Origin of the sequence: Glutamicibacter arilaitensis Re117 (assembly GCF_000197735.1) — a bacterium.
Taxonomy (GTDB): Bacteria; Actinomycetota; Actinomycetes; order Actinomycetales; family Micrococcaceae; genus Glutamicibacter; species Glutamicibacter arilaitensis.
In genome coordinates this window covers 3,173,983-3,200,624 of sequence record NC_014550.1, presented here as the reverse complement: position 1 = coordinate 3,200,624, position 26,642 = coordinate 3,173,983, and the positions used below count along the sequence as shown (strand labels likewise).

Below are 26,642 nucleotides of genomic sequence, written 5' to 3'. Positions count from 1 at the left end.
CGGCTACCCGAGCAATTCGGGCAGCTCGTTAGGTGCGTTGCCCAGGACCTTCTGCGAGAGGAACTCGGTGACGACCTGGTACCAGATCTTCGCGTGCTGCGGGGTGAGGATCCAGTGGTTCTCATCCGGGAAGTACAAGAACTGGTGCTCGGTGCTGCCATCTTCCTTCTGCGGCAGCCCGGAATCGGCCAGCAATTCGTACCACAGGCGCAGCCCTTCGCCGATCGGCACGCGGTAGTCCTTGTCGCCGTGGATGACCAGCATCGGGGTGGTGATATTGCCTACCGAATGGTGCGGCGAGTTCAGCTCGCGCATTTCCGGGCTCATTTCCCGGGTCCAGTAGAAAGCCGCGTCAGTGGTCTTGCCGAAGCCTTCCAACGCCCACAAGCTGGCGTGGGTGACGATGGCCTTGAAGCGGTTGGTGTGCCCGGCCACCCAGTTGGCCATGTATCCGCCGAAGGAGCCGCCCATGGCCGCGGTGCGGGTTTCATCGATGTCATCGCGGGCTTCGGCGGCATCGGTGATGGCCAGCAGATCGGTGTAGGGCTCTTGGCCCCAGCGGCCCCAGCCGCGCTGGATGAAGTCCTGGCCGTAGCCGGTAGACAGGGCTGGATCAGGCAGCAGCACCGCGTAGCCCTGGGCCACCAGCAGCCACGGGCTCCAGCGCCAGCTCCAGGCATTCCACGAACCCAGCGGGCCGCCGTGGATCCACAGCAGCAGCGGCGCCTGATTGGCGGCAGAAGCGGATTCGGGCAATGCCAGCCACGCGCGCACGGTTGAGCCGTCCTCGGCGGTGGTGGCGACTTCAGTGAGCGTGCCGGGCAGAGCCGGGCGCGGCGCAGGGGAGCGCAGTTCAAGCAGCGGCGCGAATTCTCCTGCTTCCAGATCCTGGGTGTGCGTCAGGTCGATGGCCACCGGCTCAGCAGGGTACAGATAGCTGGAGCGCAGCGCGTAGGCGGTGCGTGAATCGTGGCTGATCACTACATTGGTGAAGGAACCCTGATCAGTGAGCCGGGTGATCTTGTCGTTGTACAGGCTCAGCTGGAAGATCGGGCTGTGCCCCTGGTCATCGGCGGTCAGCAGCAGGGAACGGCCGTTGGGCACCCACTGGATGTCATTGACCCAGCGGTCCCAGCCGGCCGCGATCTGGTGGGTGGAGCCGTCGGCCAGATCCATCAGCCACAGCTCGAAGACCGGGGCGGTTTCGGCCGTTGAGCGGTGCCAGCGGCCGTAAGCCAGGTGGGTGGAATCCGGGCTGATCTTGCCCATCGTGTATTCGAAGGTGCCATCCGGTGACAACAGCATTTCCTGGGCGCCAGAGTGCAAATCAATGCGCATCAGGCCAGTGGCCATCGAAGCTCGGCCTTCGCTGACCAGCCACTCGGTGATCAGGAAATCACCATTGGAGGCCGCATCGTGGGCGGTTTCCTGCAGGTTCGCTCCGATGCCCGGGGTCAGATCGGTGAGCTGCGTTTTGCCGGTATCTTGCAACGCTGGCAGGGAGCCAACATAGAAATGCGGGGTGGAGGGGCCCAAATCATGGTCCCAGTAGCGAACCGGGTAGCCGGTGTGCAAGATGGCAGAGACCTTCTTGTCCTTGCGGCCGGTGCGCAGCTTGGCTTCGGCTTCCAGATCCTTGGCCCGGCTATGCGCCGCGGTGCGCAGCACGACGGTATCTGCAGCATGGGCGCAGAGGCTCAAGGACTGCACACCGGCAGGGTGGGAGATCACCGGGCGGGCCTCGCCGCCGGCGACCGGCAAGATCCATCCTTCAGCCTTGGCGTCCTCCTCGGAGGAGCGCTTGGCCACGAACATGAGGTCGCCGTTGGCGGTGAACTGGGGCTGGGATTCGCCGTTTTCGCCGAAGGTCAACCTGCGTGCTGGGGCTCCTGCCTTGGGATCCAAGGACCAGAGCGCGCTTTCGTACTTCGTCTCATCCTCGGAAAGGGTGCTGAGGGTGGTGACGAGTTTCGTGCCGTCGGGTGAGAGCGCCAGGCCGCTGAGCCGACTCAGGCCAATATACGAATCTAAATTATGAAATGAATGCTTAGAGTGTTCCACTTCACATATCTTGCCACTGTTCGCTGCTTGGCACTACTGCTTTGCGAAAATTACGCGTGCCCAATGGCAAGATGGGGAACATTTGTCATCAAGGCGTGACGCGCTCGCTATCGCAAATCCAAGGCAGAGCGTGGAGGATTGGCTCATGGGGAAAGCAAGATGCTCCGAGGGCATCGCCACGTCTTCAACGAGGAAGTTGATAATCATGAACCGCAACCGCAACCGCAACCGCAACCGCAACCGCAACCGTACCCGGCTTGGCGCGTTGTCGCTGCTATCGGCCTCAGCGCTCCTGCTGGCTTCGTGCACGGCTGGTGACCAGCCTGCCCCGTCACCGGATGGCAGCACCCAAGGTACCGCTGCAGCCTCTCAACCAGCAGATGACTCGATGGAGCCAACCCCGGCCCCCAGCTCGGCCCCGGAGCCTACCGCGTCGGCCTCGGAGAACGCGAAGCCAGCTGAACTAAGCAAGGTCCAGCAGATCCATGGCATCGAATTCAAGACTCCCCAAGGGTGGAGCGCGGCCGGTGAGGATTGCGAGGGCGAATGCACCGAATGGGACGAATGGGAAATCAAGGACGCCGATGGCAAGCATGTGCTGACCTTGATCCCGACGACAGCAACTTCCCCGGACGGCGACATGTCCCTGTACCAGCGGGAGCTGCTTGAGCGCACCGAATTGCCGGATCCCGGAGCCGGCACGGGCTTCCACCCCACCAGCTTCATCGCCGAGTTCTGGGAATCCACCAGCCAGGAAGATGGCGAGAAGGACAGCGGATTCGACATTGCCCTGGCCGATGACCAGATGCTCGAGCAGCGCAACGAGAATCCGGACCTGAATTTCTTCAAGGTCGGCGAGCAGTCTCCGATGATGTGGGTCGAAGAGGACTACATGGAAGATTACGGGGTCAATGACGATCCGACACAAGAACAGGCGCAGCAGTTCATGGACAGCTCGCAGTATGCGCTGGTCCGCGGGATCCTGCTCAGCGTCAAGCCGGCCTCGTAGTCCGGAGCCGCCAACGAAGCCGGCCCGGCAAGCAGCGGTTAGCTGCTTCCCGGGCCGGTAGCTAGTCAAGAACCGTGCGGCTCAGACTAGTGCTGGTTCGCCGACTGCTCGTTGCGCAGCCGGGCCGCGGCAATCTCGTTGATTCTTCCGCGGCACAGGTACCAGCCGCCGATGATCAGCGGAATGATGATGGCCAGCGAAGCGATGGTCCAGGTGCCGATGGGGTTGTCGAAGGCCATCATCACCAGTACCAGGGCCAGGAACCCCAGGGTGACCCAGCCGGAGACCGGGGCCAGCGGCATGCGGAAGCCGGGGCGTTCCTGCTCGCCGCGCTTGGCGGATTTCACCAGCGCCATCTGGCACAGCACGATCATGGCCCACGAAGCGATGATGCCGACGGCGGCGAAATTCAGCACGATCTCGAAGGCCGCCGCCGGCACCACGGCGTTGAGCACCACGCCGAACACTGCGACCACAGCGGTGATCACGATGCCGCCGTAGGGAACGCCGGCCCGGTTCATGCGTCCGGCGAATTTAGGGGCCGACCCGTTCAGCGACATGGAGCGCATGATGCGCCCGGTGGAGTAGAGACCGGCGTTCAGCGAGGACAGTGCCGCGGTGAGCACCACCAGGTTCATCACCACGTCCATGCCCTGCACGCCGATGGATCCGAAGAAGGTCACGAAGGGTGACTCGCCGGAGCTGTAGGCCGTGTAGGGCAGCAGCAGGGAGAGCAGCACCAGCGAACCGACGTAGAACACGGCAATGCGGATGATCACGGTATTGATCGCCTTGGGCATGACCTTCTCGGGATTCGCCGTTTCGCCGGCGGCGGTGCCGATCAGCTCGATGGAGGCGTAGGAGAAGACCACGCCCTGCATTAGCACCAGTACCGGCAGCAGGCCATTGGGCAGCAGCCCGCCATTGGAGGCCAGCAGGGAGAACCCGACATCCTGGCCTTCCAGCGGGGTGCCGAAGATGACGAAGTAGCAGCCGACGACCAAGAATGCGACTAGTGCCACTACCTTGATCAGCGCGAACCAGAACTCCATTTCGCCGAAGGCCTTAACCGAAATCAGGTTCATGGTCAGCACCAATGCCAGTGCCAGCAATGCCCAGAGCCACTGCGGCACCGAGCTGATCCACCCCACGTACTTGCCGAAGAAGCCCATGTACAGCGCCACTGCGGTGATGTCCACGATCGCGGTCATCACCCAGTTCAGCCAGTACAGCCAGCCGGTGGCAAAGGCGGCCTTCTCTCCGTAGAACTCGCGGGCATAGGAGACGAAGGAGCCGGTCGATGGCCGGTGCATCACCAATTCTCCCAGCGCCCGCAAGATCAGGAAGGCGAAGAAGCCGCAGACCGCGTAGCTGATGACAATGCCCGGTCCAGCCTAGGCCAAGCGGCCTCCGGCGCCCATGAACAGGCCAGTGCCGATGGCGTCGCCAATGGCAATCATCTGCATCTGCCGGGAGGACAGGCCCTTGTGGTAATCGTTGTCGCCGGCCGTCAGCGCGGCATCGGGGACGTGCGCCGCCGTGGCGTACGGGGTGGAATTATCCATCGGGATCCTTGCGTCTAGTCGGAGAGGTTGGCGAGGCGCTCGGGGGAGAGCAGCTCGTTGAGATCTTGTGCGGAGAGCAGTCCGCGTTCGAGCACCAGCTCGGCCACGCCGCGTCCGGTGTGCAGCGCTTCCAGAGCCACCGAGGTAGAGGCCGCGTAGCCCAAGCGCGGATTCAGCGCGGTCACCAGTCCGATGGAGTTCTCCACCTCGCGGCGCAGCGCCTGCTCGTCGACGGTGATGCCGTCGATGCACTTTTCAGCCAGGGTCAGGCAGCCGTTGGTCAGGTGCTTGAGCGACAGGCCGATGGAATGGGCGATGACCGGCTCGAAGGCGTTCAGCTGCAGCTGGCCGCCTTCGGCTGCCATGGTCACGGTCAAGTCATGGCCGACCACCTGGTACGCGATCTGGTTGACAACTTCCGGGATCACCGGGTTGACCTTGCCGGGCATGATCGAGGAGCCGGACTGCACCGCTGGCAGCTGGATGTCGTTCAGGCCCGCACGCGGACCGGAGGACAAGAGGCGCAAATCGTTGCAGATCTTGGAGATCTTCAGCGCCACGCGCTTGAGCACGCCGGAGAGGTGCACGAAGGCGCCTACATCGGAGGTGGCCTCGATCAGATCCGGGCTGGTGGTCAGCGGCAGACCGGTCAGCTCGCGCAGGTGGCGGCAGGCGGCTTCGGCGTAGCCGGCCGGCGCGTTCAGCCCGGTGCCGATGGCGGTGGCACCGAGGTTGATCTCGGTGACCAGCGACAGCGACTCGGCCAAGCGGGCCCGGTCCTCGCCCAGGGTCACGGCCCAGCCGCGAAACTCCTGGCCCACGGTCATCGGCACGGCGTCCTGCAGCTGGGTGCGGCCCATTTTCACCACGGTGCGGAACTGGTCGGCCTTGGCATTGCAGGAAGCCTGGAGCACCTCGATAGCTGCCAGCAGCGGCTGGGTGGCGAAGTGGGTGGCAATGTTCACCGCTGTCGGGTAGGCGTCGTTGGTGGACTGCGACAGGTTGACGTGGTCGTTCGGGTGCAGGTACTGGTACTCGCCCTTTTCATGGCCGAGGATTTCCAGTGCCAGGTTGGCGATGACCTCGTTGGCGTTCATATTGGTGCTGGTGCCTGCGCCGCCCTGGATCGGGTCCAGGATGAATTGGTCGTGCAGCGAACCCTGGGCGATGGACTCGCAGGCCTGGTCGATGGCGCGGGCGCGGTCGGCATCCAGCAGTCCCAGCTCGTGGTTGGCCCGGGCCGCGGCCTGCTTCACGCGCGCCAGTGCGCGGATCAGGTGCGGGTTGCCGGCCAGGGTGGCGCCGGTGATGTCGAAGTTGTTCTTGGCGCGCAGGGTGTGCACGCCCCAATAGGCCTCCACAGGGATGTCAAGGTCGCCAATCAGATCATGCTCGCTACGCGTTTCGCCGCTGAGCAAGGTTTCAGGCATGGTGGATGTATCTCCAAAAAGGTAGTTGTTCGGGAAAGTGGAATCTAGAGGGCGGACAGAACGCCCACCTGGACGCCGCCGCCCAAGGCAGGGGAGCTGGCCAGTTCGGCCAGGGCCGCGCCGGCTGCATCGCCGAGGTGCTCGGCCAGCAGCTTGGCGGTGATCGGCATGCGCGCCCGGTCCGAGCCATCGGCAATTTTCACGGCCAGGGCGCTGCCGTCGGGCAGGCCCACGGCCTGGATGCCCTCGAAGCCGTCCTTCGCTACGGCACCGGGAATGGCGCGCATCAGGGCGGTGACATCGCGGCCAACGCCTGCCACCAGTTCCGGGTAGCGGGACATTGCCGCGGCCACGCGGGCCTCCGGGGTGCCGGGTTCAGCGGCGGACAGGCGGGCGAAGCCACGGGCCAGGCCCAGCAGGCTGATCAGGTAGACCGGGGTGCCGCAGCCGTCGGTGCTCACGCCGCTGATTTGCTCGCCGGTGAGTTCTTGGACGGTGTCTTGCAATAGCTGCAGCAGGTGCTCGTCGTGCAGGTAGTTGGCGGTGTCCCAGCCCCTGAGCTCGCACAGTGCGGCCAGGGCGGCGTGCTTGCCCGAGCAGTTCTGCGCCAGCTGGGTGGCGGTGCCGCCTCCGGCCAGGTAGTCCGCGCGTTCGGCCACGCCGTAGGGCAGGTCGGTGGAGTTGCGCAGCGCAGATTCATCCAGGTTGGCCGCTGCCAGGGTGGAGCTGGCCACCTGCTGGTGGATCGGGGCGCCGGAGTGGCTGGCCGAAGCCAGCGCCAGCTGCTGGTCATCGAGCTGAAGACCGGCGCGCAGCATGCCCACCGCGAACAGCGGCTTGAGGGCAGAGCGTGGGTAGTACGCGGCCTGCGGCTCGCCCAAGCTCACGAGCACCTGGCCCTGCGCATCCAGCAGCACTGCCGAGCCGTAGTGGATGGATTCCACTGCCTCCCCGCGGGTGGCTGCCACCAGTGGCACATGCTGGGGCAACACCGGGTTGGCCAGCGGGTCGGTCTGCGGCTGAGGATGGTCGGGGATCACTTATTGCTCCTGACGATGGTGGACACGGCTTGCTGTACTGCAGATAGATGATCGCTCATGGCCGCGGTGGCGGCCTGCGGATCCTTGGCTTCAATGGCGCGGAAGATGGCCAGGTGCTCGTCCTTGGACGGGCTGCGGCGTCTGGCTACGAGGTTCACGGTCTCGGACTGGCGCGCCATGGCCTCGCGGATGTCGGCGACGACCTTGGTGAACACCGAGTTGCCGCTGGCCTGGGCGATGGCGGCGTGGAAGGCGGCATCCAGTTCTACCCAGGCGGCGGCGTCGTCTTCCTGGTCCATTTGCTCCAGCAGCCCGCTGATGCGCTCCAGGTCTTCGGTGGTGCGCCGGGTGGCTGCCAGGGTGGCGGCGGGGATCTCGATATGGGGACGGGCCTCAAGCAGGTCGTCGGAGGAGAAATTGCCCAGCTTCAATTCGCGGGTGGGCCTGTGCGAAATAACAAAGGTGCCGCGCCCGGTCTCGGTGCGGGTCAGGCCCAGGGCCGCGCAGGAGCGCAGTGCTTCGCGGATCACCGAGCGGCTGACCCGGTAGTCGGCGGCGAGCGCTGCTTCGGAACCCAGTTTGCTCCCGAGCGGGATTTCCTGGGCTTCAATGGCTAGGCGGAGTGCATGGAAGACGCCTTCGGCAGCGGATCGTCGTTCGATCGGCTGCTGTCCGGGTGTCCAGCTGTCAGACAGGTTCACGTGTACCAGTGTGCGGGTGTGATGCACTTAACGTCAAGTCGAAAACTGAAGCGATCGAGAATACTCAGGTCAATGACGGGCGAACACCGCGAACACGATACCGAAGGCAGGGCGTGCGCGGTGTTCGCGGCTGAGCCTCAGGCGTTCTCCAGAATGCCTTTCAATGCCCTCAGATCAGCCATGTTGGCTCGCCTCATCATCGTTTCCATCAGCGGGGCGACGAGCTTGCCGAAGCCGGTCGGCTCGCCATCATTGCGCAGGTGGACCCGAGTCGCCGTCGGCGCTATCGCTTCGAAGCGATAGGTGGTGCGCATGGGGAACGGGCCCTGCGCGGTGGCCATGACCAGTTCCTCGTTCTCCGAGAACCTGATGACTTCGTAGGTGTAGGAAAGGTTCCGTCCGAGGAACCTGGCTTCAAAGGCGGTGCGCGAGCCGAGGCTGAAACCATCCTGCTCCAGTCGGCGCACGGAGTGGATATTCTGGTACCAGTTCGGAGCGTTCAGCGGGTTCATCGCGTAACCGGTCACCATGGAACGTGGCCGGTCAATCACGATGCTGGTGGAGACATCAACCATGGGGTCCTCAGGCTCCTGCGGGAACGCGACCGGTGAAGGCAATCAGGCGATCCATGCTGCTGGCGGATTCGGCGACCAGGGTTTCTTCTGCGAAGGAACCGGAGGTGCGCTGGGCCGGAACGACAGTCTTGCGTGCCAAGCCCAGTACGTATTCCGCGTGGCCGAGATGGATCTCGAACACCTGGCCGGTGGCCTGCGCGAAGTCCCAGCCGTGAACCATTAGTTCCAGATTCAGGATGCCGGCAACCACTGAAGCTGGCATGACGGCGAATCCGAGATCAATCTCGCCCTCAACGCCGCGAGCGGCAAAAGCCTCCAGGGTTGGCTGCGCCAGGTTGGCGATGCGTGCTTCCGGCGCCAGGGACGGGTCATCGGATACCGCGGTGCCCAGGGCGCCGCCGATCATCGAGACAGAACCTGCAAGGTGGTCCAGCAGCCCGCTCACCGAGAATTCGGAGCAAGGCGTGGCCTTGCCTAGGTCCGCTTCCGAGATGTTGTTCAGGGCGAACTGCAGGGCTGCCAAGGATCCCTCAGCGGAAACGATCGGGTTCTCGGGGTCCGGAACTGCGTTCCACTGATCGATGGCTGCTTCGCCGGATGCGGCAAAGTCCTTCAGGCGGTCCAGGAAGTGGTTCCATCCCTCGGCATGGCCCGAAGACTGCTCGGCGTTCAGCCCCTCATGGCGCAGGGTCAAGGCCGTGCCCGTCTCCAGCGGTTCCAAGGTGATGAAAACCGTCGAGTCGCCGGGCGGCACGGCATCCGAACCTTCCCAGCCCATGGTGAAGACCATGCGCTTGCCCGGCTCGATTTCGGTGAAAGTGCCCGATGCCTGGTGGCCAGGCCCCATGGTGAAGCGGTAGCTGCCGCCGATCTGCAGGTCGACGCGGTTGGCAACGGTTTGCCAGCGGCGAAGCCGTTCCGGGTTGGTGACAAGCTCAAGGCGGTGTCGGCGTCAACGGGGAGGATGACTGTTCGTTCGAAGCTCATGGCTTTTCTCCTGGTGGCTGGTGCGGTGGCCCATTGGACGACGCCAATTCGGCGGCCTCGGCAACGAGCAGGTCGAGTTCGGTATTCCAGAACGAGTCAAGGAGGGCCTTGAGCTTCGTGATGCCTGCAGGGTCCAGCGAGTAGTAGCGGCTGCGGCCATCCTTGCGGGCGTGGAGCAGTCCTGCATCAATCAACAGCAGCAGGTGTTGCGAGATGGCGGAGCAGCTGACTGTGAAGTTCGCGTCCAGTTCCGTCACGGTGCGTTCCCCGGAACCCAGCAGCTGAACCAAGCGCCTTCGCGTTGGCTAGGATGCGACTTCCAGTAGATCGAGCATGAAAGATGCGTTAGCAGTCACTAACGCATTTAAGCAAGGTCATCTCTCGGATAATTTTGGAGCGAAACCTCAAGAGCCGTTAATGAACTAGTGGGCGCGCCGGCATTGCTGCCGGGGCGCCCACTAGTGGTGAAAATGCTTATGGGATGGTGATGATCTGGCCTGCATAAGCCAGGCCGCCACCGAAGGCGAAGAGCAACGCCTTGGAGCCCGAAGGCAAAGGCTCGTCCGAAGCCATCAGCTTGGAAAGGGCAAGGGGGACCGAAGCTGCCGAAGTGTTGCCCGAGTACACCACGTCGGTGGCCACACGTGCATTCGGTGCACCAATCTTCTCGGCAAGCGGCTCGATGATGCGAAGGTTCGCCTGGTGCAGAACGATGGCATCCAATTCTTCTGGCTTCATGCCTGCGCGGTCAATGATCTTCGAAGCGATCTTTGGCAACTGGGTTACGGTCCAGCGGTAAACGCTCTGGCCGTTCTGCGCGAACTTCATGTTGTTCTCGGTTTCAATGCGCACTGCATCGGAAAGCGACGGCACCGAGCCCCAAACTACCGGCGAGATTCCATTATCTTCCGAAGCGGTGATGATGAAAGCTCCGGCGCCGTCTGCGGTCAAGACGCAGGTGGTGCGATCGGTGAAGTCGGTGTAATCGGTGAGCATCTCCGAGCCGATAACCAAAGCATTCTTGGCCGAACCCGCGGCGATGGCACCCTGCGCCAAGCCAACTGCGTGGGCGAAGCCAGCGCAAGCTACGTTGACGTCCAAAGCTGCCGGGCCCTGATCCATGCCTAGTGCATTGGCTACGCGAGCGGCCATATTAGGGGAACGGTCCGTCGCGGTGCAGGTGGCGACGATGACCATATCGATATCCGCTGCCTTGATGTCGCCTGCGTTGCCCAGCGCCATCTTGGCGGCCTTGATAGCCATGGAGTCAACGGTTTCAACACCGGTGCCCCAGCGGCGTTCTTCGATGCCGACCCGTCGGGTGATCCATTCATCGCTGGTTTCCACCAACTTTTCCAGCTCGGTGTTAGGGACGATGCGCTCTGGCTGGAAGTGGCCAAAGGCGACGACTTTGCTGCCGGTCATGGATATAGCTCCTCGGTGGATTCAAATCTTCTCTTCCAAGATTAGTCGTTTTGAATGCTACTTGCCGTTCATATGCACCACAAAGCATGTATCAGCCCGGATTCCTATGAAATTGGGCCAAATTTGTTCGGTAATCGAGAAATCTGATTCGCCAGGACTTCATATGGTGTCGACGCCTTGTTAACCTGCCGGTCAGACCCCCGGGCTTCAATGGGAAGGAATGCACCACCTGCACGGGGAAGGAATGATGAAGCCACTGACCGTAGTACAAGTCAGCGATACTCACCTGTGCCCCGAAGGCCAGCTGCTTCACGGAAGCATCGACACCTGGCAACTCACCGAGCAGGCATTTGAAGCCGCTGCTTCGTTTGCCCCGGACGCGGTGGTGGTCACCGGGGATGTCTCCGATCGGGGAGCGAAGATCCATCGGCGGGCTGCGCAGATCTTCAACCAAGCGCAGCAAGACCTGGGCTGCCCGGTAATCACCATTCCGGGCAATCATGATCCGTTGGGTGCGATCGCCGAATCCTTCAATACGAAACGGCTATCGACCGGCCCCTATCCGGCTGACACGGTGCACGAAGTCATGGGGCTTCGCATTATCGGCTTGGACACCGGGGGATTCCAGCAGGCCCAAGGACAGCTGAATCGCGAACAGCTCGATTGGCTCGCTTCGCTGTTGACCGTACCGGCACCGCGGGGAACTTTCTTGCTACTGCACCACCCTCCGGTTGAAGCCACCAGCCAGGCCCGGGCCGGACGCGGTTTGCACAACCCCATGGAACTGGCCGCAATCACTGCCGGAAGCGATATCCGGATGATTCTGAGCGGCCACTACCACCAGATGGCCACCAGCCAGTTGATGAATACTCCGGTGTTCATGGCGCCAGCGGTGTCCTACAACATGAACCCATTTGCCCCAACCCAGATCCTGGACGAACCCGGTGCCGCATTTGCGGTCCATCAGGTTTCCCAATCGTCGGTGGACTCATTTGCCGTATCAAGCGCGCAGGCGCTGGGCCTGAATGACGGCCCGAGCTTGCCTGCACCGGTTAAGAGTTCGCAGCCCAGCGACTAACCCGAAGAACAGAATTGCGCACCGTGCACGCGAAGCTGCGGTGCATGCCAGAAAGAAGAAGACGATGACTGCACAAAAACTAATCCTCATCCGCCACGGACAGACCGAGTGGAACAAAGCCGGACGACTGCATGGCCGCAGCGACCTGCCGATGAACGAGACCGGAGTCCGCCAGGCCAAGCAGCTGGCTGCCGAGCTGGGTGGGCAGGGCCCATGGGAAGCGGTCTATTGCTCCCCGCTCTTCCGCGCCCGCCAAACCGCACAGATCATCGCCAATGACTTGGATATCCGTGCCCTTCACGAGAACCAAGAACTGATGGAACAGGACTTCGGCGATCTTGAAGGCACGCTGGTTGGCGACGGCGCCGATGAGCAGCGCCAGTTGCTAGTTGGGACCGGGGAAACCGAAGAGCATCTGGTGGGGCGCGCAGTGAACGCGCTGTTCAAGATCTGCCACCAGCATCTTGGCGGCAAGGTGCTGGTAGTGAGCCATAGCGCCCTGATCTGCTCGGTGATCGCTGCGCTTACCGGTGAAAGCAACCCGCGCATGGCCAACGGAAGCTATGTCGAGGTGGACGCGCAGCTGCTGGTCAACCACGTATCGCGTGAGCCGCTGTGGCATTAGGCAGCAAAGAAATAGCCAAGGGCCGGTCATGGATCATGACCGGCCCTTGGCAGCGCCTATTCGGTGGTTCTGGCCTAGCAGAAGCTAGAATAGCGGCTTACCACCAAGAGGCACCTTCGACGGTAACCTGTGGCTTCTCGCCGTACCAATCCACGTTTCCCGTGAAGCTGCGGGTGATTTCCTCTTCGTCGTAATCCATGTACTCCGAGTCATTGCGCTTGAACTTGAAGACGATGTCAGAGCTCGTGAATTCTCCCGATTCATCGATCGAGACGCTCTCAGCCTGTGATTTCACAGAGAATGATGCGAGGTCCTTGGACTGCAGAGAGCTGGGGCATCCATCTTCGAGGTTGGTCGGAACGGTGACGCAGGCCGTTGCGAACTTCTTGACCTCTTCCAAGACCAGCTCGTTGAGCTTCTCGGTAGTTGTTGTGGTCAGTGCGACCTGTGCCAGCTGAGAATCAGGATGGTCGACCCGCAATTCCTGAGGTTCGGTCTTGCGATATTCATTGCCCGGTGCCGAGACTTCGTAGATGCCCGGGTAGGCATAGAATTCACCGAAGAAGGAAGTCCCGTCACCATAGTAGTCTTCGTCGGAGGCCAACTTGACGGTGGTTTTGCCCAGTGCAACGTCTTCGGACTGATCTGCGCTGATCTGTACCGGAACGATCAGCGACTCATCCAGCACCCAGGTATCGAGCAGCCCGAACTCCTTCTCACCGGCATCCACGGTGAAGCCGCGCTCATGGCGCTCCCCATTGATAGCGTAGGACGCACGTACGTATGCCCCGTTGCCGTCCCGGGATTCTTCGACAACATCAACCAGTTCCAAGCGCTGCTTGGCACTGCCCAGCACATCATCGGTCAGCAAGACGCGTGAGGCATTGTCGATCCCAGGATCAACCATCTCAGTTGCCTTCTCTGCCTTGCCCTCGGCCAGCAGCGAAAGGTATTTCTCAACCTCGGCTTCCGGCTTGCGCTGGCTGTTCAAGTAGGCGACGGCTCCGAATCCAATACCTGCGATGACTGCCAATGCGAGAACCGAGAAGCCAACGGCCTTGGCCTTCTTCCTGGATTCTGCAGAGGCCGGGGCCAACGCCGCAGCTGGTTCAGCAAGCTCCGGCTCGCCCTTGGCGACTGGAGCAGTTTCGGCTGGAACAGCTGCAGCCGGCGAAACCGGGGCAACAGGGGCTGGCTGACCGGAAACCCAGCGCGCAGCAGCATCCTTGCCGGCAATCAGTGCCAGCAGCGATGGTGCGTAACGGTAGACCTGCAGCGGCAAGACCTCGGCAAGCAGCGAGACAACCGCAGCACCGAGCGCCAGGAAGATGACCGAGTACCAGGTGATGCCGAAGGACATGCTGCCGCTCATCTCACCCATCTCGTAAGCAGAAAGGTTTCCGCCCAGAGAGATGTTGGTGAGCCAGGACAGCACCATCCACAGCACCAGGGCTGCTGCCGGCAACTGCCACGCGCGCTGCACGTTGAAACCTGAAGCCAGGCGTCCACGGCGCACGCCAACACGGATGGCCACCAGCAGAACCAGGACAACGGTCAGGACCAAGAGCCACGCGCCCTTGCCCTCGGCGATGTCCCAGATGCGCAGGACCGATTCAGGCATGAACTCTCCGGCGTAGTCACCGATGAAGCTGGCCATGCCCGAAACATTTGGAGCCAATGCGCCGAGGAAGCCCAGCGCGCCCACATAGGAACCGATGGTCCCCAAAAGCGGGAGCAAGAACAGGCTCATGCTCCACGGCATGTCATCTGGACGCTGAATGACGGCAGTAATGACGCCAACCAAGGCAAAGGCAACCAGAGTTGAAACTGCCAGGAGAACTGCCTCACGGACACCATTGAGCCACGCAGAACCGGTATTGGCGCGCTGGGGCGCGGTAGCAAGGAACTGCGAGAAGAAGACGGCCAAGGCGATGGTGAAGAAGACACCGGCATAGCGCGGAGAGACCGACGCGGAGATCATTTCGCCGCCCTCGAAGCTGAGTTTTCCAAACAGTGAAATGATCAGGAAAAGCAAGGCCAATACCAGCGCGTGCAGCCCGGATGCCAACGCTGCGCTCTTCCAGCCGCCCTTGCGAACGCCACGGGAAAGCTTGCGGACGATCGCATAGTTCACGGCGCAAATGGCCAGGATGAACGTGACCGAAACGAAGGCAAGCACGAGGCTCATTTCGCCATACATGTCGAATGCTCCGCCGGACCCGGCTACCTTCAGCCCGCCGCCCAGAACTGCACCGAAGATCAAGATGAAGGCCTTGAATGAATTCAGCTGCGCAGCTACGTTGAAGTCCGCGTAGCTACTGGCATCGTCTTCCTTGGCCAGCGATGCGAACGGGATCAAGTAGCAAAGAGCCAGAACGATGCCAATGGCCGCAATGCTTCCGGCTTGGAATCCAAGCAGCTGCAGGCCGGCCCGGGATTTCAACTCCAGAACTGCGTTGCTGAATTTCTTTACCTGCGGGTTCTGTCCAGCGTTCTGGAACGGATTGGACGGTTCAGGCCGTGGCTCCAAGGGTGCCGGCGGCACCTTTGCCCCGTCTGGCACTTGCTTATTTTCCAAGGTGAGTCCTCACATGGTGCGATGATGATGCCAAATCCGAGTGTTCTTGGAAAGTTAAAGTCGAACAATTGGAATTTGATCTTCCAATTACATAACAAATTTTGTGGAAGAACAAAGTCCGGTTAATGAATGCGGGATAAATAGGACGAAATTGTTAATCGTTAGATCACTGGTCAGCAAAGAGCCGGCGTGGCAGGATCTCAATGGAACCTGCCGCGCCGGCTAATTGATCGGTGGCTACAGCGAGCGCAGTACTACAGCGGTACCCTGGCCGCCGCCGCCGCAGATGCCAACGGCGCCGAGGGAACCGGCTGGCAAATCCTGCATCTGGCGAGCCAAGGTTCCGATAATGCGTGCACCGGAAGCGCCAATCGGGTGGCCCAGCGCGATTGCTCCACCATGAGGGTTCACGATCGAAGCATCAAGACCCAGCGCCTTGGTGGACTGCACCGAAACAGCTGCGAAAGCCTCGTTGATTTCCACGGCTTTCAGGTCCTTGGCCTCGGCGCCGGCCTTCGCCAAAGCAGCCTTGATCGCATTGGAGGGCTGCTCGTGCAAGGTGCGGTCCGGACCGGCAACAAAAGCGTGCGAAACAATTTCGGCCAGTGGCTTCAAGCCCAGGCGCTCGATGGCCGCATCGCTGGCCAGTACTACCGCGGCAGCACCGTCGGTGATCTGCGAGGAGTTGCCCGCAGTGATGGTGCCTTCCTTGGCGAACGCGGGACGCAGCTTGCCCAAGGACTGAACGGTGGTTGCCTCGCGGATGCCGTCATCTTCGCTGATCACGGTGTCGCCGCGACGGCTGGAAATGGTGAACGGCTCGATCTCGCCAGCTGCGAAGTCGCGGGAAGCTGCGGCGCGCTGGTGGGATGCGGCCGAAACCTGATCCTGTGCCTCGCGAGTCATCGACAGCTTCGCATTGTGCTCCTCGGTGGAAGCGCCCATGGAACGCTTCTCTGCGGCATCGGTCAGGCCATCGTATTCCAAGGTGTCGATCATTTCGATGGCACCGTACTTGGCCCCGGCACGGGCGCGCTGCACATGCGGCGCCAGCGACATCGATTCCTGGCCGATGGCCAGAACGACATCTGCTTCCCCGCTGTTGATCAGGCGGGCACCAGCCACCACGGCTTCAGCACCAGAGAGGCACACGGCATTCACTGCAATTGCTGGAACGTCCAGCGGTACCCCGGCACCCACCGCAGACTGGCGAGCAGGGTTCTGCCCGGCACCGCCTTGCAGCACCTGGCCGGCGATGACCTGCTGGACTTCATTGGCATCAACACCGGCACGAGCCAGCGCGGCCTTGGCCGCGTGGGCACCGAGCTCGGTGCCAGGCACGGATGCGAAGACGCCGTTGAACTTCACGAATGGGGTGCGGGCGTAGCCCACAATCTTTGCGGTCATGCTTTCAGATCCTCCACCATGTCCACGGCAAATTCTGCTGCCGTGATTTCCTTGATTGTTTCTACGCTTTCACCCGGGGCAACCCCCCGCAAGGTCAAGCTTCCGTTTTCTATATCAAACACCGCACGGTCGGTGATGATGCGATTGACCACGCCCACCCCGGTTAGCGGCAGGTCGCATTTCTCTACGATTTTGGAAGTTCCGTCCTTGGCCACATGATCGGTCAGGACGATCACGCGCGGGGTGCCTGCGACTAGGTCCATGGCGCCTCCCATGCCCTTGACCAGCTTGCCCGGGATGGTCCAGTTGGCCAGATCACCGTTGGCGGCCACCTGCAACGCACCGAGGATGGCAGTCTGGACGTGTCCGCCGCGGATCATGCCGAAGGACGTCGCCGAATCGAAAAAACTGCCGCCGGGCAAAATGGTGACGGTCTGCTTGCCTGCGTTGATCAAATCCGCGTCTTCTTCACCCTCATAGGGGAAGGGTCCCATGCCCAGCAGACCGTTTTCACTTTGCAATTTGACCGAAACACCCTCAGGCAGGTTGTTAGCCACCATGGTGGGGATGCCAATACCGAGATTCACGTATTGCCCGTCGGTCAGCTCGCTGGCGGCAATGGCCGCCATTTCATCTCGTGTCCACATGCTTAGGCCTCCTCTCGGGCGCGCACGGTGCGCTGTTCAATGTCCTTGACCTCATCGGCCTGGACCAGGGTCTGCACGAAGATCCCCGGGGTTTCCACCAGCGATGGATCCAAATAGCCGTCGAGAATCTCTTCGGCTTCGGCAAAGGTGTGCCGGCCGGACATGGCCGCCAGCGGATTGAAGTTCTTCGAGGTCATCCGGTAGCGCAGGTTGCCCTCGGCATCGGCCTGATGGGCCTTGACCAAGGCGATGTCAGCGAAGATGCCACGCTCAAGGATGGCTGGCTTGCCGTTGAACTCCATGACTTCCTTGCCTTCGGCGATTGGAGTTCCCACTCCAGTGGGCGTGAAGAAGGCCGGAATGCCCACGCCGCCAGCGCGCAGGCGCTCGGCCAAGGTGCCCTGCGGGCAGAATTCAACTTCCAAATCCCCGTTGAGGAACTGCTGGGCGAAGAGCTTATTCTCGCCAACGTAGGAAGCCAGGACCTTGGAGACCTGCTTGTTCTCCAACAGGATGCCCAGTCCTTTTCCATCGACACCCATGTTGTTTGAAACGATGGTCAGATTCGTTGCCTTGGAGTCCCTAAGGGCTGTGATCAGCCGGTTGGGGATGCCCGAAAGGCCGAAACCACCCACGGCAATGGTCATGCCGTCTTCTACGACTGCAGCCAAGGCGGCAGTTGCGTCATCCTGAAACTTCGTTGCCATCGATTCCTCCATGTGTCCACTATGTGGAGCGCGGATCTGCTTACTTCCTAACGTACGTAGTGGCCGGTGCCCATTCAATAGCACTTGGAGCATTGCTGGGGTATTGGTCGGATGGTGAGGAAAAATGAGCAGGGTGTCCATATTATGAACGGTCATTACTCAGGTTAGACGATGTCGAACTCGTTGCCTTCGATATCGAACATGCAGATCGCGAAATGACCCATCTCCGGCATGTCGTGAACGGCGCGGACCGTGGCGCCCAAGCCGACCAGGCGCTCCGCCTCGTCGGTGACGGTTTGCCTGCGCTGCTCAAAGCGCACGCCGCGACCACCGCCTACCAGCAAGTCCAGGTGCAGCCGGTTCTTGATGCTCTTGGATTCTGGAACTTGCTGGAACCAAATCCGGGGCCCACCACCTTGTAAATCGACCAGCGACTCCGGAATTTCACCGGCTCCAGGTGGCAGCTCGTCCTCTGGCACACCCATCGACTGCCAGTAGGTGCGCCATGTGCGATGCCCCTCTGGGGCCGGCTCGGGAACGTAGTGCAAGGCCTGTGCCCAGAACTTCACCATTGCCTGCGGAGCAGCGCAGTCAACGACGATCTGCCATGTATTTCCCATGTGCCCAAATTATCCGCCGATAAGTCTGCGGGCAACAGGGCTATGGAGACAAACTATGAAGCAGAAATTACTTCGACCCGAGCACATCGTCCATAATGTGGTCATGAGCAATTCCCCGGCTGGAACCCAGGTAGTAGGACGGCTGGCTTCCGTGCTTCGTGCCGTGAGCACCTCAATGCCCGAAGGCATTACCACGACCCAAGCTGCCCAAAGCACCGGATTGGCCCGCCCTACGGTGCACCGTTTGCTCAGTGCCTTGGTAACCGAGGGATTCTGCGACCATGACAATCGCACCGGTCGCTGGCTGCTCGGCCCAGAGCTCTACCTCATGGGCGCAGTGGCAGCTGAACGCTATGACATCAGCGAGCTTGCCCGCGAACACGTTGCCGCGCTTGCCGAAGCAACCGGAGAGAGCGCCTTCCTCTCGGCACGGCGGGGAGATGAAACAGTGTGCCTGCTGCGCCAAGATGGTGCATTCCCCATCCGCTCGTTTGTCCTCTATGAGGGACGGCGCTTCCCGCTGGGTGTCGCTTCTGCCGGTATCGCCATCCTTGCCTTCCTGCCCGAGCAGAGCACCGAACGCTACTTGAAGAATGCGGATCTGGAACCAGAATACGGTCCTGCGCATTCACCTGCGCAGCTGCGCAAGAAGGTCGCCGAAACCCGGCAGTTGGGCTATTCGGTCAACCCGGGGCTGATCGTCGAAGGCAGCTGGGGCATGGGAGCAGCGGTTTTTGATAATTCAGGACAGCCTGCCTGGGCTTTGAGCCTGACAGGGATCCATACCCGTTTTGAAGCCCAACGACGCCAAGAGCTGGGAAAGCTCTTGCTGCACCACGCCCATGAACTGTCCACCAAACTCTCGGCGCGGAACAACTTGGTCACGCGCTAATTCCTCCTTCCCCGCTATAAATCTTCCTGCGGTAGTCTGTCTGATCGGCGGGCTTGCTTGGTTTGAAGATAGTCCGCGGCAAATTCAAAAATATGAAGGAACGGCAAATTTGAGCACCATCCCGGTCGGAATCAGTACCCCGCAGATCCTTGTTGACGTGGCGAAACTGGAAAAGAATATTGACCGGGTGGCACACCGTGTGGCAAGCCAGGGCCTGAAGCTGCGCCCGCATGCCAAGACCCACAAGATGCAGGAAATTGCCGAACGCCAGATGAACGCCGGGGCTGCCGGACTCACCGTGGCTACCGTGGGTGAAGCCCTTTCCTTTGCGCTGCACGGGGTTGCGAAGATTTTCATTGCCTATCCTCTATGGGTCGATCAGGCCCAGGCAACGCGGATCCTGGAACTGATGCGCCGGGCGAAGCTGAGCATCGGGACCGACTCCGTTGAAGCAGTCGAGCAGATGGCGAAGATGCTGGGGGAGAAGGTTTCCAAGGTCAAGCTCATCATTGAAATCGACAGCGGCCACCACCGCAGCGGAGTCAGCCCGCAGGGAGCAGTTGAAATTGCCGAGGCCGCCCGTGCCGTGGGGATGCGCGTGCACGGGGTCTTCACCTTCCCCGGACACAGCTACGCACCGGAAGGCATCGACGCCGCGCTAAACGATGAGCATAAGGCCCTGGCCGAAGCAGCGTGCCTGCTGCGCGATGCAGGGCATACGATCAAGCGCATCAGCGGCGGCTCCACCCCGACCGCCGAATTGAGCGACAACGCGGTGCTGACCGAGGTGCGCCCAGGAGTCTACGTTTTCGGTGACGCACAGCAATTCGAACTGGGACGCGTGCGCTGGGAAGACATTTCGCTGACCGTGGCGTCCACCGTGATCAGCCGCCACGAAGGCGATGGGCAAATCCCGCGCCGGATCGTGCTGGATGCCGGCAGCAAGGTGCTCGGCGGGGATCGCCCGGCGTGGGCCACCGGCTATGGGCGCATTGCCGAGTGCCCTGAAGCGCGCATCAGCGCACTCTCGGAGCATCACGCCACCGTGCTGTGGCCCGAGCACTTGCCGCTGCCAGCCCATGGCCAGCAGCTGCAGGTCATTCCGAACCACGTCTGTGTTGCGGTGAACTTGGTCGATACGGTGCTGGCCGTGCATGAGGATGGCAGCCACGAGGTCTGGGATGTGGCAGCCCGCGGGCTGAACTTCTAGCCGCTGGCTGTTTCCCCGTACGGCCACCATTCCAGCGCCGCATTCAAGGAAATCTGCCGATTGGCTCCGCTGGCCTCATCGATCAGTTCCTTGTCTCCGACAACTACCAGCAGGCTGCGTGCGCGGGAGAAACCAACGTAGAGCTGCTCGGTGGCGCGTTCCATGTCCTTGAAACCGTTGACGCACAAGACCACCACGCTGTGTTCGAGTCCCTTGAAACCAAGAACATGGCCGTAGAACTCTTCTTCATCCCGGTGGAAAGCTGGCCAGTATTCGCTGTCGATGGTGCTGTTATCGAAGTGGTCCTGGTGGATCGGGTGGCGCCGGTTGGTGGTCAGCAAGGCGATCTGATTATTCGCCCATCCTTCGTCCAGGAGCGCGTCAATGCAATCGGAGGCTACGTCTACAGCATCTTCGGTTGCGCAATTGACGTAGCGGACAGCGCAGCCTTCGCCGCCGCGCAGCTTTGAATGATGGCCCATGATCTCTTTGAAGGTATCGGCAATCCGCCGGGTGTTGCGCAAATTATCATCAACGTGGATCGGGACCAGCGGGGTGCCTTCTGAGGAGAACTGCCCATCCCAGCGCCGGTAGACATCTTGGCGGTCATCCATGAACGCGTAGACCTCGCCATTGGCCGGATCCTTGGTGCAAGCCAGTAGCGCTTCCCACCAGCTGCTGGCAAAGTCCTGAGCCTCATCCACAATCACCGCATCAAGTTTTTGGGCTTCGGGAAGCTTGGAAGCCAAGGCAAGCAGGTGCTGCGGTAATTCGACTTCGAAGTACTCTGGACCTGAGCCGTCGGGGACACCGAGTTTGCGGGCGTATTCGTGGAATTCTCCGACATGCACCGGCTTGTTCTGGCGCCAGGTTTCCACCTCGGATTGCAGGTAGAGCCCCAAGCCCTTGTTGTAGCAGAAGATCCCGACCCGCTTGCCGTCTTTGGCCAGGTCCTTGGCCTTTTTCATGGCCATCCAGGTTTTGCCGCTTCCGGCCCCGCCAAGATACTGCACACGGGTCAGGGACCGGGTGCAGGAAAGCAAAGTGGATTGGCCAGAGGTGAGCATTTCTTGGACATCCTCATTGGACATGGCCTGCGCATAATCAACTTCGGCAGCAGAGGCCCCGAACGGACCGGTATCGCCACTCAAATGCCTGACCATCCGTTCGGCGAATTCGGCGGCCAAGGTCGAGGAGCCAACCCCGCGTTCTTCGATTGCCGTGTGCAGGTGCGCTACCAATTGCTCCACTTGATCGCGGTCGATCACCAAATCCCGGGGCAGGCCCACCGAAGAATAGTCTTCAGGCCAGTCGGTGTAGGGGAAGCAAACGACATCGGCGATACGGCTGGTGAAGCGGGTGCCCATGTGAGTGCCCAGCAGTTCGCGCAGCGCGTGGGACGCGCTTTGCACCTGGGCCATTGGGCTTTGCTTCAGGGCATGCTTGTCTTTGCTCCCCGACTGGTACCAGGTGCCGTTCTCCACGCTGATCAGGCCGCCCTTGACCTCGATGACGGCAACGCCGACACCTGGCATGAGCACCAGCAGATCAATTTCGTGTTCTGCACGTTGATGGCGCAACTGCACGGAGTGGAACAGCAGTGCGTCCTCGGGCAAACTGCGGCGCAGAAACTCCCAGACTTTCTTCTCTGCGGCAGTCTTGTCCGTGAACTCCGGTTCCGGCGGGTAGCAGCGCACCATCTTGGCCTCCTGGTCTCGTAACAGCAGTCTATCCAGTGACCCAGACAACACGGGGAAGTTATTTCAACGCGAGTCGCACCAACAAATCGCGCAGCGTCCCGTAACAAGGCATGATTAGAAGTATGGAAAATAGTGCTGCGCCCGCATGGGTGGCGAATTACCAGCCGGGAGTCCCCGCCGAAATCGACCTGCCAACCGAGCCGCTGAGCGCCATGTTCGAACGCTCCGTGCGCGAGGCCGGCGACAGCCCAGCGACCGAATTCTTCGGGCGCCGTACCAGCTACGCCGATCTGGGCGCACAGGTTGCCAAGGCCGCCGAAGGCCTGCGCAAGCTCGGCGTGCGCGCCGGAGACCGCGTCGCCCTGGTCCTGCCAAACTGCCCGCAGCACGTGGTTGCTTTCTATGCCATCCTGCGCCTGGGCGCCGTCGTGGTGGAGCACAACCCGCTGTACACTTCACGGGAACTGCGCCACCAGTTCGAAGACCACCAAGCGCGCATCGCGATTGTCTGGGACAAAGTCGTGTCCAGCATCCAGGAATTCCCCAAGGACGTGCAGCTCGATGCGATCGTCGCGGTCAACCTGCTCGAAGCCTTCCCCGCAGTCAAGCGCATTGCGCTGAACCTGCCGGTGAAGAAGCTGCGCGAGACCAAGGCCTCGCTCACCGCCCGCACCTCGGGCACCGTTGCCTGGAAGGACCTGCTCTCCGGTGCTCAACTGGATCCGCGCCACCCGCACCCGGGCGTCGATGACCTGGCGGTCATCCAATACACTTCGGGGACCACCGGCCACCCCAAGGGTGCCATGCTCACCCACTTCAACCTGTATTCCAATGCCCTGCAGGGCGAGGCCTGGATGCTCGGCGCCAAGGAGCGCGAGGAAATCCTCTACGCGATCCTGCCGATGTTCCACGCCTTCGGCATGACCCTTTACCTGACCTTCGGTGTGAAGAAGCAGGGACTGCTGGTGCTCTTCCCGAAATTCGACCCGGACATGATCCTGGATGCCTGGAAGAAGTCCCCGGCCACCGTGTACTGCGCCGTGCCACCGATCTACGAGCGCACCGCGCTGGCAGCCAAGGAACGCGGCATGTCGCTGAAGAGCGCCAAGTACTGCATTTCCGGGGCCATGAACCTGCCGGACCACGTGGTGGAACTGTGGGAATCGATGTCCGGCGGACTGCTGGTGGAAGGCTACGGCATGACCGAGTCCTCGCCGGTGGCTCTGGGCAACCCGTTCCACCCCAGCCGCCGCACCGGCACCATCGGTGTGCCTTTCCCTTCGACCTTGATGAAGGTCGTGGATGTGGAGGATCCTTCGGTGGAAGTGGCCCAGGGCGAGCCGGGCGAATTGCTGATCAAGGGCCCGCAGGTTTTCCAGGGCTACTGGAACAATCCGGAGGAAACGGCCAAGACCAAGACCGAGGACGGGTGGCTGCGTTCGGGCGACGTGGTGACCGTGGATGAGGACGGGTTCGCCCAGGTGGTGGATCGGGCCAAGGAGCTGATCATCACCGGCGGCTTCAACGTCTCGCCGACCGAGGTGGAGATCGCGTTGCGCCAGCATGCTGACGTTGCCGATGCGGCGGTGTTCGGCAAGCCGCTGGCCCGCGGCGGGGAGATGGTCGTTGCCGCGGTGCAGCTCGAAGCCGGTGCAGGCTTGAACGAGGATGCGCTGCGCGCCCACTGCCGCGAGCTGCTGGCCGCCTACAAGGTGCCCAAGCGCATCGTGCAGATCGAGGAGATGCCACGCTCGCTGCTGGGCAAGATCCTGCGCAAGCAGGTCAAGGACCAGATGGTCGACTTGGTCTAGGGACGCAGGACCAGCCCTTCGGCAACCGGGCAGTCTTGGGCTATAGGGAAACTGCAAAGCGCATGCTGCGCATTCTGAACGCTGCTTGGAGCCAGAATGCGGAGCATGCGCTTTGCCGTGGACGATACAGCTGCGGTGGCTAGTTGTATTGGATAACCGCGCGCACGACATCGCCTTGGTCGAGCTGGCTGTATCCTTCGCGGATATTCGCGAGGCTGTACCGGTGGGTGATCAGCTCATCGAGCTTGTACTTGCCCTGCCGGTACAGCGCGAGGATTGTCGGGAGATCGCGACGCAGCGAGGAGGAACCCATCACTGTGCCACGCACGGTGATGTCGTTCATGACCATCTGGTTGACCGGAATGTCCAAGCGGAACTTGGCGGGGTTGCCCAAGGCAGCGAGGACCAGCAGTCCGCCCTGGTCCAGGACGGAGATCGCCTGCGTTGCCAGCGGGGCGACCGGAACGGTCAGGATCACCACGGTGGCCTTGCGTCCATGGCTGGCGGCGTCGATGTACTCATCCGCCTCATCCAAGGAAGCGAATGCGGCATCGGCACCGAATTCACGGACCAACTACAACTTATTGCGGGGATAAGTCCACAGCCACGACGGTTGAAGCACCAACAACTTTGGCGCCCTGCACCGCGTTGGTGCCCACGCCTCCCATGCCCACGACGATCACATGGTCGCCGGGCTGGACCTTTCCTGCGTGGACCGCAGCGCCATAACCGGTAGGAATGGCGCAGCCCAGCAGAGCCGCGACATCCATGGAGATGTACTTGTCGATGACCACGCACGATGTGGCCTTCACGATGGCGTGCTCGGCAAAGGTCCCGATCAGGCTCTGGGCATTGAGCGCAATGCCGTCCTGGGAGAAACGAGGGTCCGTGTCTCCGGTTTTGATCTGCTCGATTTCCGTGCACAGGTGGGCCTTGCCATCCGCGCAGTAGCGGCAGAGCCCGCAGCTGGGACGGAAGGTGAAGACCAGGTGGTCGCCGGGCTTGATGTGGGTAACCCTTCGCCCACGGTGACGGCGACTCCGGCGCCTTCGTGGCCGCCGACCAGAGGGAACTGCGCGGGCAGTTCGCCGTGGCGGATGTGCTCATCGGTGTGGCAGAGGCCAGCGGCTCCCATACGAATCAGGATTCCTCCGGGACGGATCTCGGTTTCGCGCAGTTCGACTTCGAGCACGTCCCATTTGGCGTTGACCCCGTCAATAACGGCAGCTTGCAGCTTCATTTTCTATTCCAATCCAATCCAGGTTGCCTTGACTTCGGTGTAGGCCTCTAAGGCTTCCTCGCCCATTTCGCGACCCCAGCCCGAGGCACGCATGCCGCTCCATGGGGCCGCCGGGTCCAGGCCGGAAGCGGTATTCACGCGCACAGCACCCGCCGAAATCCGCGCCGCCAGACGATGTCCCCGGGCCAGATTCTCGGTCCATACCGAGGCCGAGAGCCCGTAGTCGGAATCATTTGAATCGGGCGATCACTTCGTCTTCATCCGTGTAGGTCATGATTGGTTTCTACGTCCTGAATTCGCAGCAGTTCTTCGCAGTTCCGGAAACTTGGGTAGGAACCATTGTGCTGGGCCTGCTCGGCTATGTTGCGACCCTCATCTTCGTATTGATAGAACTCCGCGTTATTTCCTGGCACCACGGAATGTATGCCGCTAGCGAGAAAGCCTGAGATCCATCATGAACAATCAATATCCCGCACAGACTCTGCTGTGCGTTGAAGAATTGCGCGAGAGCTATGGAGATGTGGCCATTCTCGAGGGCAATAATTTCGAGGTCAACCGCGGCGAATTCGTTTGCATTGTGGGTCCTTCGGGCTCGGGCAAAACGACGCTGCTGCGCAACATCGCCGGCTTGCAGCCGCCGACCAGCGGCAAGACCGTCTTCGAGGGGCAGGAAGTTACTGAACCACCGGCCAAGCTTGCAGTGGTTTTCCAGGCCTACTCCCGGTCGTTGCTGCCGTGGATGAGTGTGTCGGACAATGTAGCGCTTCCCCTGAAAGGGAAAGGCAGCAAACAAGAGATTGCGACCCGGGTCGACCAAGCGCTGGTATCGGTAGGACTGGCTGGCAGGGGCAAGGTCTATCCGTGGCAGATGTCCGGCGGCATGCAGCAGCGTGCGGCGATCGCGCGCGGCCTGGCCTACAACCCGGATGTGCTCTTGATGGATGGACCTTTTGCCGCAGTCGATGCCCAGACGCACATTGAGCTGGAAGACCTCGTCCTGCGTTTGCGCGATGAGTACAACACGACGGTGCTGTTCGTTACCCACGATATCGATGAAGCCGTCTACCTGGCGGATCGGGTGCTGGTGCTCTCCGGTGCCCCTACGAAGATTACCGAAAATATCCGCACCGAGCTGCCAAATCCACGCAACCAGCTGGAAACCAAGCGCCTGGATCGTTTCGGAGAAGTCCGCGAGCAGGTATTCACCCTGATCCAGAACGCGAAGTCGCACGCCTCGATCTAAGAAGCGTGGCCGCTGCGGCGAATTGCCCTGTAAAACAACGCCTCCAGGCGTTGTTTTACAGGGCAGCGCTGATTGCGGGCTCGTGGCAGTG

At 61.5% G+C, this 26,642-nt stretch carries 22 protein-coding genes and 4 pseudogenes; 7 read left to right on the top strand and 19 right to left on the bottom strand.

Translation table 11 applies throughout. The annotated features are described in order from the left end of the window. Positions 1–3 precede the first annotated feature (3 nt). Positions 4–2,061, bottom strand: a complete 2,058-nt coding sequence (locus AARI_RS15285) for a S9 family peptidase (protein WP_013350174.1) — start codon at positions 2,059–2,061, stop codon at positions 4–6. A 205-nt stretch (positions 2,062–2,266) separates the two neighbouring features. On the opposite strand from AARI_RS15285, the gene AARI_RS15280 reads away from it, so the two are divergent. Next, positions 2,267–3,070 (top strand): hypothetical protein, encoded by an 804-nt coding sequence (locus AARI_RS15280; RefSeq protein ID WP_013350173.1) that lies wholly within the window; start codon positions 2,267–2,269, stop codon positions 3,068–3,070. An 86-nt stretch (positions 3,071–3,156) separates the two neighbouring features. Here the strand turns inward: AARI_RS15280 and AARI_RS15275 are convergent. The 8 genes and pseudogenes from AARI_RS15275 to AARI_RS15240 form a co-directional block, all read right to left on the bottom strand. Beyond that, positions 3,157–4,635: pseudogene (locus tag AARI_RS15275) on the bottom strand (amino acid permease). Positions 4,636–4,649: 14 nt separating this feature from the next. Then, complete coding sequence (locus tag AARI_RS15270) at positions 4,650–6,065, bottom strand: aspartate ammonia-lyase (protein WP_013350172.1); 1,416 nt, start codon at positions 6,063–6,065, stop codon at positions 4,650–4,652. A gap of 44 nt (positions 6,066–6,109) precedes the next feature. Continuing rightward, positions 6,110–7,105, bottom strand: coding sequence for an asparaginase (locus AARI_RS15265; protein ID WP_013350171.1), 996 nt, complete (start codon positions 7,103–7,105; stop codon positions 6,110–6,112). Continuing rightward, the gene (locus AARI_RS15260; RefSeq protein ID WP_013350170.1) at positions 7,102–7,806 is read right to left on the bottom strand and encodes a FadR/GntR family transcriptional regulator; all 705 of its coding nucleotides are present in this window, start codon (positions 7,804–7,806) and stop codon (positions 7,102–7,104) included. The genes AARI_RS15265 and AARI_RS15260 overlap by 4 nt, the downstream gene beginning before the upstream one ends. A gap of 137 nt (positions 7,807–7,943) precedes the next feature. Beyond that, complete coding sequence (locus AARI_RS15255; RefSeq protein ID WP_226910614.1) at positions 7,944–8,423, bottom strand: SRPBCC family protein; 480 nt, start codon at positions 8,421–8,423, stop codon at positions 7,944–7,946. Next, complete coding sequence (locus AARI_RS15250) at positions 8,389–9,258, bottom strand: TIGR03086 family metal-binding protein (RefSeq protein ID WP_226910621.1); 870 nt, start codon at positions 9,256–9,258, stop codon at positions 8,389–8,391. The genes AARI_RS15255 and AARI_RS15250 overlap by 35 nt, the downstream gene beginning before the upstream one ends. A 106-nt stretch (positions 9,259–9,364) precedes the next feature. Further along, positions 9,365–9,661: pseudogene (locus AARI_RS15245) on the bottom strand (ArsR/SmtB family transcription factor); the annotation flags it as partial. Between the two features lie 181 nt (positions 9,662–9,842). Further along, entirely contained in the window at positions 9,843–10,793 is a 951-nt protein-coding gene (locus AARI_RS15240) for a beta-ketoacyl-ACP synthase III (RefSeq protein ID WP_013350168.1), read from the bottom strand. 244 nt (positions 10,794–11,037) lie between these two features. Between AARI_RS15240 and AARI_RS15235 the strand changes: the two genes are divergently transcribed. Both AARI_RS15235 and AARI_RS15230 read left to right on the top strand, forming a co-directional pair. Next, positions 11,038–11,871 (top strand): metallophosphoesterase family protein, encoded by an 834-nt coding sequence (locus AARI_RS15235; protein ID WP_157867165.1) that lies wholly within the window; start codon positions 11,038–11,040, stop codon positions 11,869–11,871. Positions 11,872–11,935: 64 nt separating this feature from the next. Then, positions 11,936–12,496: a histidine phosphatase family protein gene (locus AARI_RS15230; RefSeq protein WP_013350166.1), complete on the top strand. Its 561-nt coding sequence runs from the start codon at positions 11,936–11,938 to the stop codon at positions 12,494–12,496. 97 nt (positions 12,497–12,593) lie between these two features. Here the strand turns inward: AARI_RS15230 and AARI_RS18730 are convergent, their stop codons facing one another. The 5 genes from AARI_RS18730 to AARI_RS15205 form a co-directional block, all read right to left on the bottom strand. Beyond that, positions 12,594–15,074: a polysaccharide biosynthesis protein gene (locus AARI_RS18730; RefSeq protein WP_013350165.1), complete on the bottom strand. Its 2,481-nt coding sequence runs from the start codon at positions 15,072–15,074 to the stop codon at positions 12,594–12,596. Positions 15,075–15,311: 237 nt separating this feature from the next. Further along, entirely contained in the window at positions 15,312–16,481 is a 1,170-nt protein-coding gene (locus tag AARI_RS15220) for an acetyl-CoA C-acyltransferase (protein ID WP_013350164.1), read from the bottom strand. Then, positions 16,478–17,128 (bottom strand): CoA transferase subunit B, encoded by a 651-nt coding sequence (locus AARI_RS15215; RefSeq protein WP_013350163.1) that lies wholly within the window; start codon positions 17,126–17,128, stop codon positions 16,478–16,480. The genes AARI_RS15220 and AARI_RS15215 overlap by 4 nt, the downstream gene beginning before the upstream one ends. 2 nt (positions 17,129–17,130) lie before the next feature. After that, complete coding sequence (locus AARI_RS15210; RefSeq protein ID WP_013350162.1) at positions 17,131–17,835, bottom strand: CoA transferase subunit A; 705 nt, start codon at positions 17,833–17,835, stop codon at positions 17,131–17,133. 164 nt (positions 17,836–17,999) lie between these two features. Further along, a complete protein-coding gene (locus AARI_RS15205; RefSeq protein ID WP_013350161.1) occupies positions 18,000–18,455 on the bottom strand; it encodes a VOC family protein in 456 nt (151 codons plus the stop codon). Positions 18,456–18,510: 55 nt separating this feature from the next. Here AARI_RS15205 and AARI_RS15200 point away from each other — a divergent pair, with 55 nt between their 5' ends. Then, positions 18,511–19,347 carry an IclR family transcriptional regulator gene (locus AARI_RS15200; RefSeq protein ID WP_013350160.1) on the top strand — a complete coding sequence of 279 codons (837 nt, stop codon included), beginning with the start codon at positions 18,511–18,513 and terminating at the stop codon, positions 19,345–19,347. Between the two features lie 109 nt (positions 19,348–19,456). Beyond that, positions 19,457–20,557, top strand: a complete 1,101-nt coding sequence (locus AARI_RS15195; RefSeq protein WP_013350159.1) for an alanine racemase — start codon at positions 19,457–19,459, stop codon at positions 20,555–20,557. On the opposite strand, the gene AARI_RS15190 is transcribed toward AARI_RS15195, so the two are convergent. Next, positions 20,554–22,257 (bottom strand): nuclease-related domain-containing DEAD/DEAH box helicase, encoded by a 1,704-nt coding sequence (locus tag AARI_RS15190; RefSeq protein WP_041649046.1) that lies wholly within the window; start codon positions 22,255–22,257, stop codon positions 20,554–20,556. The genes AARI_RS15195 and AARI_RS15190 overlap by 4 nt on opposite strands. A 122-nt stretch (positions 22,258–22,379) precedes the next feature. Between AARI_RS15190 and AARI_RS15185 the strand changes: the two genes are divergently transcribed. Then, a complete protein-coding gene (locus AARI_RS15185) occupies positions 22,380–24,068 on the top strand; it encodes a long-chain-fatty-acid--CoA ligase (protein WP_013350157.1) in 1,689 nt (562 codons plus the stop codon). A gap of 139 nt (positions 24,069–24,207) precedes the next feature. On the opposite strand, the gene AARI_RS19370 is transcribed toward AARI_RS15185, so the two are convergent. From AARI_RS19370 to AARI_RS19745, 4 genes and pseudogenes are all read right to left on the bottom strand, one after another. Next, positions 24,208–24,642 (bottom strand): zinc-binding dehydrogenase, encoded by a 435-nt coding sequence (locus AARI_RS19370; RefSeq protein WP_041649044.1) that lies wholly within the window; start codon positions 24,640–24,642, stop codon positions 24,208–24,210. 7 nt (positions 24,643–24,649) lie between these two features. Then, entirely contained in the window at positions 24,650–24,880 is a 231-nt protein-coding gene (locus tag AARI_RS19365; RefSeq protein WP_157867164.1) for an MDR/zinc-dependent alcohol dehydrogenase-like family protein, read from the bottom strand. 33 nt (positions 24,881–24,913) lie between these two features. Beyond that, a pseudogene (locus AARI_RS19360) lies at positions 24,914–25,203 on the bottom strand (alcohol dehydrogenase catalytic domain-containing protein); the annotation flags it as partial. Positions 25,204–25,311: 108 nt separating this feature from the next. Continuing rightward, positions 25,312–25,533: pseudogene (locus tag AARI_RS19745) on the bottom strand (aldehyde dehydrogenase family protein); the annotation flags it as partial. Between the two features lie 229 nt (positions 25,534–25,762). Here AARI_RS19745 and AARI_RS15165 point away from each other — a divergent pair. Continuing rightward, positions 25,763–26,551, top strand: a complete 789-nt coding sequence (locus tag AARI_RS15165; protein WP_013350156.1) for an ABC transporter ATP-binding protein — start codon at positions 25,763–25,765, stop codon at positions 26,549–26,551. The last annotated feature ends 91 nt before the right edge of the window (positions 26,552–26,642 follow it).

Bases quoted from the DNA above. Each gene is read 5' to 3' on its own strand.
- AARI_RS15280 (WP_013350173.1), top strand. From the start codon at position 2,267: ATGAACCGCAACCGCAACCGCAACCGCAACCGCAACCGCAACCGTACC.
- AARI_RS15270 (WP_013350172.1), bottom strand. From the start codon at position 6,065: ATGCCTGAAACCTTGCTCAGCGGCGAAACGCGTAGCGAGCATGATCTG.
- AARI_RS15240 (WP_013350168.1), bottom strand. From the start codon at position 10,793: ATGACCGGCAGCAAAGTCGTCGCCTTTGGCCACTTCCAGCCAGAGCGC.
- AARI_RS15235 (WP_157867165.1), top strand. From the start codon at position 11,038: ATGATGAAGCCACTGACCGTAGTACAAGTCAGCGATACTCACCTGTGC.
- AARI_RS15230 (WP_013350166.1), top strand. From the start codon at position 11,936: ATGACTGCACAAAAACTAATCCTCATCCGCCACGGACAGACCGAGTGG.
- AARI_RS15220 (WP_013350164.1), bottom strand. From the start codon at position 16,481: ATGACCGCAAAGATTGTGGGCTACGCCCGCACCCCATTCGTGAAGTTC.
- AARI_RS15215 (WP_013350163.1), bottom strand. From the start codon at position 17,128: ATGTGGACACGAGATGAAATGGCGGCCATTGCCGCCAGCGAGCTGACC.
- AARI_RS15210 (WP_013350162.1), bottom strand. From the start codon at position 17,835: ATGGCAACGAAGTTTCAGGATGACGCAACTGCCGCCTTGGCTGCAGTC.
- AARI_RS15205 (WP_013350161.1), bottom strand. From the start codon at position 18,455: ATGGGAAATACATGGCAGATCGTCGTTGACTGCGCTGCTCCGCAGGCA.
- AARI_RS15200 (WP_013350160.1), top strand. From the start codon at position 18,511: ATGAAGCAGAAATTACTTCGACCCGAGCACATCGTCCATAATGTGGTC.
- AARI_RS15190 (WP_041649046.1), bottom strand. From the start codon at position 22,257: ATGGTGCGCTGCTACCCGCCGGAACCGGAGTTCACGGACAAGACTGCC.
- AARI_RS15185 (WP_013350157.1), top strand. From the start codon at position 22,380: ATGGAAAATAGTGCTGCGCCCGCATGGGTGGCGAATTACCAGCCGGGA.
- AARI_RS15165 (WP_013350156.1), top strand. From the start codon at position 25,763: ATGAACAATCAATATCCCGCACAGACTCTGCTGTGCGTTGAAGAATTG.